11 protein-coding genes are annotated in these 9,692 nt (G+C 68.6%); 1 reads left to right on the top strand and 10 read right to left on the bottom strand.

Annotation, left to right across the window (positions count from 1 at the left end):
- The 9 genes from Q0M60_RS12035 to rpsB form a co-directional block, all read right to left on the bottom strand.
- Window positions 1-1,057 (bottom strand): POTRA domain-containing protein (locus Q0M60_RS12035; protein ID WP_296819796.1); only part of this gene is annotated, 1,057 nt, incomplete at its 3' end.
- 20 nt (window positions 1,058-1,077) lie between these two features.
- Window positions 1,078-2,298, bottom strand: a complete 1,221-nt coding sequence (locus Q0M60_RS12030; protein ID WP_296819794.1) for an RIP metalloprotease — start codon at window positions 2,296-2,298, stop codon at window positions 1,078-1,080.
- Window positions 2,299-2,321: 23 nt separating this feature from the next.
- Complete coding sequence (dxr, locus tag Q0M60_RS12025) at window positions 2,322-3,515, bottom strand: 1-deoxy-D-xylulose-5-phosphate reductoisomerase (RefSeq protein WP_296819792.1); 1,194 nt, start codon at window positions 3,513-3,515, stop codon at window positions 2,322-2,324.
- Window positions 3,512-4,309, bottom strand: a complete 798-nt coding sequence (locus Q0M60_RS12020) for a phosphatidate cytidylyltransferase (protein ID WP_296819790.1) — start codon at window positions 4,307-4,309, stop codon at window positions 3,512-3,514. Before Q0M60_RS12020 ends, dxr begins: the two co-directional genes overlap by 4 nt.
- A gap of 20 nt (window positions 4,310-4,329) precedes the next feature.
- Window positions 4,330-5,052 carry a polyprenyl diphosphate synthase gene (gene uppS, locus Q0M60_RS12015; protein WP_296819787.1) on the bottom strand — a complete coding sequence of 241 codons (723 nt, stop codon included), beginning with the start codon at window positions 5,050-5,052 and terminating at the stop codon, window positions 4,330-4,332.
- A 166-nt stretch (window positions 5,053-5,218) separates the two neighbouring features.
- On the bottom strand, window positions 5,219-5,776 hold the full coding sequence (frr, locus tag Q0M60_RS12010; protein WP_296819784.1) for a ribosome recycling factor: 558 nt from the start codon (window positions 5,774-5,776) through the stop codon (window positions 5,219-5,221).
- A 26-nt stretch (window positions 5,777-5,802) separates the two neighbouring features.
- Window positions 5,803-6,525 (bottom strand): UMP kinase, encoded by a 723-nt coding sequence (gene pyrH / locus Q0M60_RS12005; RefSeq protein ID WP_296819782.1) that lies wholly within the window; start codon window positions 6,523-6,525, stop codon window positions 5,803-5,805.
- 100 nt (window positions 6,526-6,625) lie between these two features.
- A complete protein-coding gene (gene tsf / locus Q0M60_RS12000) occupies window positions 6,626-7,558 on the bottom strand; it encodes a translation elongation factor Ts (RefSeq protein ID WP_296819780.1) in 933 nt (310 codons plus the stop codon).
- 106 nt (window positions 7,559-7,664) lie between these two features.
- Window positions 7,665-8,585 carry a 30S ribosomal protein S2 gene (gene rpsB, locus Q0M60_RS11995; RefSeq protein ID WP_296819778.1) on the bottom strand — a complete coding sequence of 307 codons (921 nt, stop codon included), beginning with the start codon at window positions 8,583-8,585 and terminating at the stop codon, window positions 7,665-7,667.
- Between the two features lie 223 nt (window positions 8,586-8,808).
- Between rpsB and Q0M60_RS11990 the strand changes: the two genes are divergently transcribed.
- The gene (locus Q0M60_RS11990; protein ID WP_296819775.1) at window positions 8,809-9,252 is read left to right on the top strand and encodes a hypothetical protein; all 444 of its coding nucleotides are present in this window, start codon (window positions 8,809-8,811) and stop codon (window positions 9,250-9,252) included.
- Here Q0M60_RS11990 and Q0M60_RS11985 read toward each other — a convergent pair.
- Window positions 9,249-9,692 (bottom strand): Sua5 family C-terminal domain-containing protein (locus Q0M60_RS11985; protein WP_296819773.1); only part of this gene is annotated, 444 nt, incomplete at its 5' end. The two genes, Q0M60_RS11990 and Q0M60_RS11985, sit on opposite strands and share 4 nt — an antisense overlap.

Here is a 9,692-nt window from a genome sequence, read left to right as displayed (position 1 = left end):
CGGCCGCGCCGGCGGCGAAGGTTAGGGTGTCGACCGCCGCCTCGATCTGGTCGCTGCGATAGAGGTCGCCTTCGTTGATCGGCAGCAGAGCGCGCAGGAATTCCGGATTGAGGCGTTCGTTCTCGGTCTCGACCGTCAGGGCCCCGTAGTCATAGCGGTCGCCCTCGTCGACCGTGACGGTGATGACGAAGTCTTCCTGGTCCGGCGTCAGCTCGGCTACCGAGGAGACCACGCGGAAGTCGTAGTAGCCGCGGTTGGTGTAGAACTCGCGCAGCTGCTCCCGGTCGTACTCGAGACGGTCGGGATCGTAGTTGTCGTTGGACGAGAAGAAGTTCCACCACTGACTGCGCTCGGTGACCATCACGTCACGCAGGTCGTTGTCCGAGAAATCCTGGTTGCCGAGGATCTGGATCGACCGCACGCCCGTCGAGACACCCTCGTCGATCTCGAAGATCAGGTCGACGCGGTTCTGCTCCAGCTGGACCAGCTTGGGCGTGACAGTCGCCGAGATGCGACCCGAGCGGCGGTACAGCTCGACGATGCGCTGCACCTCGGCCTGAACGCGGGCGCGGGTATAGACGCCGCGCGGGCGCACCGTGATCTCTTCGCGCAGGCGATCTTCGTTGAGCGCGCTGTTCCCCTCGAAGACCACCTGGTTGATGATCGGGTTCTCGACAACCTCCACCAGCAGCACGCCGTTGGACTGCAGGCCGATCTGCACGTCGGAGAAGTGCTCGGTGCGGAACAGGGTGCGCACGGCCAGGTCGATGACCGCGTCGTCGACCGTGTCGCCGGGCTGGATCGGCAGGTAGGACAGGATGGTGGTCGGGTCGATGCGCTGGGCGCCCTGCACCTGGATGCGCGCGACGACGCCTTGGCGAACCTGAAGCGCCTCGGTCTCGATCTGCGGCTGTTCGGCCGGCGGCGGAGCCGTGGGACCCGTGGGCTGGGGCGCGTCCTGCGCGAAGGCGGGTCCGGCCAGGAGCGCGGAGGCGGCCAGGGCGGTCAGGCTCGACTGAAGGACGAGGCGGGAGCGGTGCGGCATGCAGGGGACCATCGGCGACGGGCGGAGGCGATTCACGAAGACCCGCCGAGGAAGGCGAACAGGTTAAGCTTGTTGAGGTCGTTCCAGGTGGCGAACAACATCAATCCCACCAGCAAAGCAAGACCGACGCGGAGCCCGGCCTCCTGGATTCCTGCGGCGAGCGGCCTTCGGGCCACGGCTTCATAAGCGTAGAAAAGCAAGTGACCCCCGTCCAGAACCGGTATCGGCAGCAGATTGAGGAAGCCAACTCCGACCGAAAGAAGGCCGGCGAGCGTCAGGAGCGAGAAAAATACGCCTTGGACCGCCTGACCGAACGAATCCGCGTTGTCCGCGGCCGCGCCGGCGATGACTCCGGAGGCCCGCGCGATGCCGATCGGCCCCGAGAGCTGGTCCCCGCTCTCCCGGCCGGTGAGAATCCGGCCGATGTAGGTCATGCTGGTGTCCAGGATAGCGCCGGTCTGGCGCACGCCGGCTGAGACCGCGCCCGGAAGCGTATAGCGGCCGCGTTCGACGTCCGCGGGATCCCCGCTGTTGGTCAGGCCCACGAACCCGAGCCGGACCGTCGACTGGTCGAGCGGATTGACGACCTCGCGCACGCCGGGGGTGACCGTCAGCCGCTCTGCCTCTCCGTCGCGCAGCAGGTCGACCTGCGTCGCCACCCCCGCGCGCAGCGAAACGAGCTGGGCGAACTCGCGCCAGTCATCGACCGAGCGGCCGTCGACCCGCGTGATCAGATCGCCCGACTGGAAGCCCGCCACCGCGGCCGGCGACCCTGGCTGCACGTCCCCCACACGCGGGACGAAACGCACGGCTTCGCCGAACGACAGATTGACGATCGTGAAGATCAGTATGGCCAGGACGAAGTTAGCCATCGGCCCGGCCAGGACGATCAGGGCGCGCTGCCAGACTGGCTTGAAGTGGTAATAGGCGCGCTCCGCGCCTGGACCCTCGCGCGCGACGATGTCCGCCTTCAGCGCCGCCAGGCCCTCGCGATCCGGAACACCGGTGACGTCGAGATCGCCCGAGAATTTCACATAGCCGCCGAGCGGCAGGGCGGCTAAGCGCCATTCGACGCCCGAGCGGTCCCGCCGGGACCAGAGCGTCTTGCCAAATCCGAGCGAAAACCGGTCGATCCGGACGCCGAACAGCTTGGCCACGCCGAAGTGGCCGAGTTCGTGGATCGTGATGACGAGAGCTAGGACCGCCAGAAAGGCGGCCAGCGTTCCCGCCGCGGACCCCAGGAAGTCGAGCATCAGGCCGAAATACCTCTCCAGAGTCAGGCCGCGAGCGCCCGGCGTCCGACCGCTTCCATGGCCAGCCGCCTCGCGCTCCGATCCGCCTGCAGAGCTTTGCCCAGCGGATCGGCCTCAGTCCCCCCGAACGACCCGCCCTCAGACTCCTCGAGCGTCTCGGCCACCGTCGCCGCAATATCGAGAAAGCCGATGCGCCGGTCAAGGAAGGCCTGGACCGCGGCCTCGTTGGCGGCGTTGAACACGGCCGGCGCCGCGCCTCCCGCCGACAGGGCCTGACGGGCCAGCCTGAGCATGGGGAATCGCACGTCGTCCGGCGCCTCGAAGGTCAACGAGCCCAGCGCCGCGAGGTCCAGTCTCGGCGCCGGCCAGGCGATCCGCTCGGGCCAGGCAAGGGCGCAGGCGATCGGCGTGCGCATGTCCGGCGGACCCAGCTGCGCCAGGGTCGAGCCGTCCACGTATTCGACGAGGCTATGAATGATCGACTGTGGGTGAACCAGGACGTCGATCCGCGCGGCGTCGACGCCGAACAGATAGGCCGCCTCGATCATCTCCAGGCCCTTGTTGGCCATGGTGGCGCTGTCGACGGAGATCTTCGCTCCCATGCTCCAGTTGGGATGGGCGACGGCCTGTTCCGGCGTCACGGCCTTCATTTCCGCCAGGGACATAGTCCGGAACGGGCCGCCTGAGGCCGTCAGCACCAAGCGGGCCACGCGGTCGATATTGTGCGGCTCCAGCACCTGGAAGATCGCCGAGTGCTCGGAATCGACCGGGATGACCTGTCCCCCGGCCGCCCGCGCGGCCTCGATCAGGGCCGGGCCGCAACAGACGAGACTTTCCTTGTTGGCCAAGGCAAGCGTCGCTCCGGATCGGGCCGCCGCCCAGGCAGGGCGCAGGCCCGCCGCGCCGACGATGGCGGCCATGATCCAGTCCGCGCCGCCGGAAGCGGCGGCCTCGACGGCCGCCTCCCCGCTGGCGGTGCGCACGCCGGAGCCTTCCAGCGCACGTTCGAGCTCGGCCTTCAGGTCGTCACGCCCGATCACCGCCAGGCGCGGCCGCCACTCCAGGGCCTGCTCGGCGAGCAGCCGAACATTGGCCCCGGCGGTGAGAGCCTCGATTTCGAACACGTCGCGGCCGCCCGCCTGCGCCATCAGGTCCAGCGTCGAGGTCCCCACCGATCCCGTGGAGCCCAGGACGGTCACGCGCCGGCGCCCGCTCATCCGACTAGGCCCCAGTCGATGAGGAATTTGATCACCGCGATGACCACAACCGCAAACATCAGGCCGTCGACCCTGTCGAGCAGGCCCCCGTGGCCAGGGATGATGGCGCCGGCGTCCTTGACTCCGAACCGGCGCTTCAGCGCGGACTCCCACAGGTCCCCCGCCATGGTCGCGAGCGCTCCCGCCAGTCCGACGACCGCCGCACCCGCAAGGCTGACGCCCGAGAACGGAAAGCCCGCGTCGGCCAGCACCCAGACGACCGCTACTGCCGCGATCACGCCGCCGATCAGGCCTCCGGCGAACCCCGACCAGGTCTTGTTGGGCGAGAAACGGGGCCACAGCTTGGGCCCCTTCAGCATGTTTCCGACCAGATAGGCCGCAATGTCCGCAGCCCAGGTCACCGAGAACAGCAAGATCGTCCAGCGGCCTCCGTCCGGCAGATTCCTCAGCCAGACCAGCAGCAGCATCGGCCAGCCGATATAGAGGACCCCATAGGCCGCATCGAGGCCGGACGCCTTGATGGCGCGGGCGAACAGGGCCGAGGCGATCGCGCCGAAGACCAGCAGCACCAGGGCCGCTGAAAAGTCCCCCACATAGGCCGCGATCATGGCGCCCAGCACCGCGAAGGCCACAGCCACGCCCGTCAGCACCGGGGCGCGGCGCTCGCTGATCGCGCCCCACTCCATGGCCAGGATGCCGGCGGCCAGCCCCATCAGGATGATGAAGGCCCAGCCGCCGGTCCACAGCGCGATGATGGCCAAGGGAGCCAGCACGGCGGCGGAGGCCGCGCGCATGCCGATATCGCGCGCAGGCATCAGCCGGCGGCCCGCTCGGGCTCGTTCAGCCCCCCGAACCGACGATCCCGGGTGCGGAAGGCTTCGATCGCCTGGGCCAGAGCCTCATAGCCATAGTCGGGCCAGAGCACGTCCTGAAACAGCAACTCCGCATACGCCGCCTCCCACAGCAGGAAGTTCGACAGCCGCCGCTCGCCGGAGGTGCGCACGATCAGGTCCACCGGTGGAGCGCCGGCGGTCGACAGAAGCGACTCGAACTTCGCTTCGTCCAGCAGGGCCGGATCCTCGCCGCTCTCGGCGAAACGGCGGGCCGCCGCCAGGATGTCGGCGCGGCCGCCGTAGTTGAAGGCGACCTGCAGCAGGAAGCGGTCGTTGTGGGCGGTCCTCGCCTCGGCGTTCTCGACGATGGCGCGGATGTCGGCGGGCAGGCCGACGCGGCTGCCGGGAACCTTCAGGCGAACGCCTTCGCGCACAAGCCGCTCCAGGTCGCTTTCGACGTAGGCCCGCACCAGGCCCATCAGTTCGGAGACTTCGTCCGCCGGACGGCGCCAGTTCTCGGTCGAGAAGCCGAAGACCGTCAGGCATTCCAGACCCAGGTCCGGCGCGGCCTCGACCGTGCGCTTCAGCGCCTGGACGCCCGCACGGTGGCCCAGGGTGCGCGGCATGCCGCGCGCCTTCGCCCAGCGTCCGTTGCCATCCATGATCAGGGCGACGTGGCGCGGACCTGAGGTCGGATCAGACAAGTCGCGTTCCTCCACGACCGCTCACCCCGGCGAATGCCGGGGCCCAGAGCATATGGAAGAGCCTTTGCCTGTTTCTCACTGCGTTTCGCTGGACAGCGCCGGCGCCTTGTCATCTGGGCCCCGGCGTTCGCCGGGGTGAGCGGGTGAGAGCGTTAGACCACAGGTCCTAGACCTGCATGATCTCAACTTCCTTGGCTTTCAAGGCCTCGTCGATCCGTTTGATGGCGGCGTCGGTGTCCTTCTGGACCTCGGCCTCCATCTTCTTCTGCTCGTCCTGGCCAATGTCGCCGGCCTTTTCGGCCTTCTTGAGTTCGTCATTGGCGTCGCGGCGGACATTGCGCACGGCGATGCGCTGCTGCTCGGCGTATTTGCCGGCGAGCTTGGCCAGCTCCTTGCGACGCTCCTCGGTCAGCGGCGGGATCGGCACCCGCAGGGTCTGGCCGTCGACGACCGGGTTCAGGCCCAGGCCGGCGGCCCGGATCGCCTTTTCGACCGAGACCACGACGCCGCGGTCCCAGACGTTGACCGTGATCATGCGAGGCTCCGGCACGGAGATGGCCGCCACCGAGTTCAGGGGCACCATCGAGCCGTAGGCGTCCACCTGCACCGGCTCCAGCAGACCGGCCGAGGCGCGGCCCGTGCGCAGACCGGCGAACTCCTCCTTGAGCGCGCTGACCGCCTTGTCCATCCGGTCGCGGAACGTCTTGAGGTCGGGCTTGGCCATGGTCGTCTCTCCCGTAAGTGTTCTTCTTAGACGCTGCCGCTGATGACGGTGAAGTGGCCCTCGCCGTTCAGCACGCGGCGCAGCGAGCCCTCCTCGCGGATCGAGAAGACCACGATGGGGATGCTCGCGTCGCGCATCATCGCGATGGCCGAGGTGTCCATCACCCGCAGATCGCGGGCCAGGACATCCTGGTAGGTCAGCCGGTCATAGCGGGTGGCGGTCTTGTCCTTCTTCGGGTCGGCCGAATAGACGCCGTCCACGCTGGTCCCTTTGAGCAGGGCGTCGCAGCCCATCTCGGCGGCTCTGAGCGCGGCGCCGGAATCCGTGGTGAAGAAGGGCGCGCCCACACCGGCGGCGAAGATCACCACACGGCCCTTCTCCAGGTGCCTCAGCGCGCGTCTGCGAATGTAGGGCTCGGCCACCGCGTTCATGGTGATGGCGCTCTGCACGCGGGTCTGGATGCCGATCTTCTCGAGCGCCGCCTGCATGGCGAGCGCGTTCATGACGGTCGCCAGCATGCCCATGTGGTCCGCCGTCGAGCGGTCCATGTCGCCCGCCGCCTTGGACAGACCGCGGAAGATGTTCCCGCCGCCGATCACCAGGCACATCTCGACCCCGCTCTCGACCGCCCGCTTGATGGCGGCGGCCACGGTGTCGACCGTCTTCATGTCGATGCCATAGCCCTGATCGCCCATCAGGACTTCGCCCGACACCTTGAGCAGGACCCTCTTGAAGTTCAGTTCTGTCATCGGACGGTCCAGGCGCGGCGGAATCGGCAGGGGCAACATAGACGAAGGGCGCGCCGGCCGTCAGCCAGCGCGCCCCTCGATTTCAGTCCGGTGCTGAAAATCAGCCCTTGGTCATGCTGGCGACTTCCTCGGCGAAGTCGGGGCCGACCGGCTTTTCGACGCCCTCGCCCAGGCCCATGCGCACGAAGGCCTTGAGCGTGACCGGCGAGCCCAGCTCCTTGCCGGCGTCGGCGACGAGCTGTTCGATGGTCTGGTCCGGGTTCATGACGAACGGCTGCTTGGTCAGGACCACTTCCTTCTGGAACTTGGCGATCTGACCCATGACGATCTTCTCGATCATGTTCTCCGGACGGCCTTCTTCCTTGGCCTTCTCGGTCAGGACCTGACGCTCCTTCTCGATCGCGGCCGGGTCCAGCGAGGACTCGTCCAGCGACAGCGGCGAGGTCGCGGCCACGTGCATGGCGATCTTGCGGCCCAGCTCGCGCAGCTTGGCCTTGTCGCCAGCGCCTTCCATGGCGACCAGCACGCCGATCTTGCCGAGGTCCGGCGACACGGCGTTGTGGACGTAGGAGGCCACGACGCCCTGAGACACCGACAGCTTGGCCATGCGGCGCACGTGCATGTTCTCGCCGATGGTGGCGACGAGGTTGGTCACGGCGTCCTGGACGGTTGCGCCGTCCATGGCGGCGGCGTTGACGCCGTCGACGTCTGACTGGTCCAGGGCGACGGCGGCGATCTTCTTGGCCGTGGTCTGGAACAGGTCGTTGCGGGCGACGAAGTCGGTCTCGGCGTTGAACTCGATGACGGCGGCGGTCTCGCCTTCGCCCTCGGCCCGGGTGGCGACGGCGATCAGGCCCTCGGCGGCGACACGGTCAGCCTTCTTGGCGGCCTTGGACAGGCCCTTGGCGCGCAGCCAGTCGATGGCGGCGTTCAGGTCGCCGTCGTTCTCCTGCAGCGCCTTCTTGCAGTCCATCATGCCGACGCCGGACTTTTCGCGCAGTTCCTTGACGAGCGCGGCGGTGATCTCGGCCATGTTCAATCTCCTCGGGAGTAATCGGATAGGGGAACGGCCCGGCTGGACAGCCGGGCCGCGTGTCAGTTCAACGCGCGGCCCTCTTGCGAAGGCCGGACGGGCTGGATCAGCCCGTGGCCTTCTCGGTTTCGACGGCGTCCAGAGCTTCCGTCTGGGCGGCCTGCTCTTCTTCACCGGCGACGGCGGGCGTTTCAGCTTCGGCCTCGGCGGCCGGAGCCTCGGCGGCCTGCGCCTGGGCTTCGTCCTCGGCGCTCAGCTTGGCCGGAGCGGCCTCTTCCTTCAGCGCCGGCTCGGCCGGCGGGTTGGCGGAGGCGCCCAGATCAACGCCGGCGGCGCCGGCGCCGGCGGCCAGGCCGTCCAGCACGGCGTCGGCGATCAGGTCGCAGTACAGTTGGATGGCGCGCGCGGCGTCATCGTTGCCCGGGATCGGATAGGTGATGCCGTCCGGATCCGAGTTGGTGTCCAGGATGGCGATGACCGGGATGTTCAGCTTGCGGGCTTCCTGGATCGCGATCGCTTCCTTGTTGGTGTCGATCACGAACATGATGTCGGGGATGCCGCCCATGTCCTTGATGCCGCCCAGCGACAGCTCCAGCTTGTCACGCTCGCGCTGGATGCTGACCAGCTCGCGCTTCACGCGGCCCTCGCCGCCGGCGTCCAGGATGGCGGTGGTGTCGCGCAGGCGCTGGATCGAGCCCGAGACGGTGCGCCAGTTGGTCAGGGTGCCGCCGAGCCAGCGGTGATTGACGTAGTACTGGGCGCAGCGCTTGGCGGCCTCGGCCACCGGGTCCGACGCCTGGCGCTTGGTGCCGACGAACAGGACGCGGCCGCCCTTGGCGGCGACGTCGCGGACGGCGACCAGGGCCTGGTGCAGCAGCGGCAGCGACTGCGACAGGTCGATGATGTGGATGTTCGAGCGCGAGCCGAAGATGTAGCGCTCCATCTTCGGGTTCCAGCGGTGCGTCTGGTGGCCGAAGTGGGCGCCGGCCTCGAGCAGACCACGCATGGAGATTTCAGGCAGAGCCATCTGTATTCGTTCCTTTATCCGATCAATCCGCCGCAGGCGCTTAAAGGTCCTTGCGGAACCCTCGGAATGGTGCGGACCGGGATGTCTCCCCGAAACGCGCCACGCCTGCGTGTGAAGTGCGCCGGGCAGATAGGCCGCAAAGCGTGGAATTGCAAGGCCCGTCTCGCTTGTCGCGAGGGCGCGCACGCCCCTATACCAAGGGCCTCAGTCTCGGGGACCCGTCATGAAGATCGCCGCCGCCGCCTTCGTCGCCTCGCTCGCCCTTTGCGGCCCCGCCGCCGCCCAGGAGCATGACCACGCCGGTCACGGCGCCCACGGCTCGCACGGTGCGGCCGGCCAGGAGGGCCACGCCCACGACGCGGCGCACTTCGCCACCGCCCGGCACGCCGAGCATCGCCTGCGCGACACCATCGTGGCCATGCAGGCCGGAACGCTCAACTACGACACCCTGACGCCGGACCTGGCCGCCGCCGTGCGCGGCGCGCCGGACGCCGCGGCCTTCCTGCGCGACGCCGGTGAGATTCAGACGCTGGAGCATTCCGGCGAGCCCGGACCGGGCGCCCACCAGTTCAACGTCGTCTTCGCCAACGGCGTCGAGACCACCTGGACCATCTCGATCAACGCCGAGGACAAGATTCAGGGCCTGCTGCTGCAGCGTCCGTCCTAGCCCACGAACCCCGCCGCCCGCTTCAGCCGGTCGTTGATCGCCTCGCCGAGCCCTTCGGCCGGTATGGGCGCGACCGCGATGCCGGTGGGCCGGGTCCGGTCGGCCTCGCGCAGCATGCGGAACAGGTTGGCCGCCGCCTCGCGTAGGTCGCCCGTGGGGCTCAGGTTGAACGGCCCCTGCCCCTCTCCGAACGCAAGGTAGGCCTCGCCCGTCCGGGGACCGTTCGCGTTCAGCCGCACCGGGGCGTCGGGCGCATAGTGCAGGGCCATCCGGCCGGGCGAGCGATGCCCCTCCCCGGCCCGGTCGAGCGGGCCGACGACGGCCTCTATCTCCTTGCGGGTGACCGAGCCGGGGCGCAGCAGGGAGACGCGGCCGTCCAGCACCGAGACCACCGTACTCTCCACCCCCACGGCGCAGTCGCCGCCGTCCAGGGCGACCGC

The sequence above is a fragment of the Brevundimonas sp. genome, from assembly GCF_024711105.1.
In the GTDB taxonomy this organism is placed as follows: domain Bacteria; phylum Pseudomonadota; class Alphaproteobacteria; order Caulobacterales; family Caulobacteraceae; genus Brevundimonas.
Note: the sequence above shows the minus strand (reverse complement) of the source record. Positions and strands in the feature narration are given on the sequence as shown.

What these genes read in the sequence shown, in the direction of transcription:
- frr (WP_296819784.1), bottom strand. Translation starts at nt 5,776, where the DNA reads ATGGCCAAGCCCGACCTCAAGACGTTCCGCGACCGGATGGACAAGGCG.
- Q0M60_RS12020 (WP_296819790.1), bottom strand. Translation starts at nt 4,309, where the DNA reads ATGCGCGCGGCCTCCGCCGCCGTGCTGGCTCCCTTGGCCATCATCGCG.
- Q0M60_RS12030 (WP_296819794.1), bottom strand. Translation starts at nt 2,298, where the DNA reads ATGCTCGACTTCCTGGGGTCCGCGGCGGGAACGCTGGCCGCCTTTCTG.
- pyrH (WP_296819782.1), bottom strand. Translation starts at nt 6,525, where the DNA reads ATGACAGAACTGAACTTCAAGAGGGTCCTGCTCAAGGTGTCGGGCGAA.
- Q0M60_RS11990 (WP_296819775.1), top strand. Translation starts at nt 8,809, where the DNA reads ATGAAGATCGCCGCCGCCGCCTTCGTCGCCTCGCTCGCCCTTTGCGGC.
- tsf (WP_296819780.1), bottom strand. Translation starts at nt 7,558, where the DNA reads ATGGCCGAGATCACCGCCGCGCTCGTCAAGGAACTGCGCGAAAAGTCC.
- dxr (WP_296819792.1), bottom strand. Translation starts at nt 3,515, where the DNA reads ATGAGCGGGCGCCGGCGCGTGACCGTCCTGGGCTCCACGGGATCGGTG.
- rpsB (WP_296819778.1), bottom strand. Translation starts at nt 8,585, where the DNA reads ATGGCTCTGCCTGAAATCTCCATGCGTGGTCTGCTCGAGGCCGGCGCC.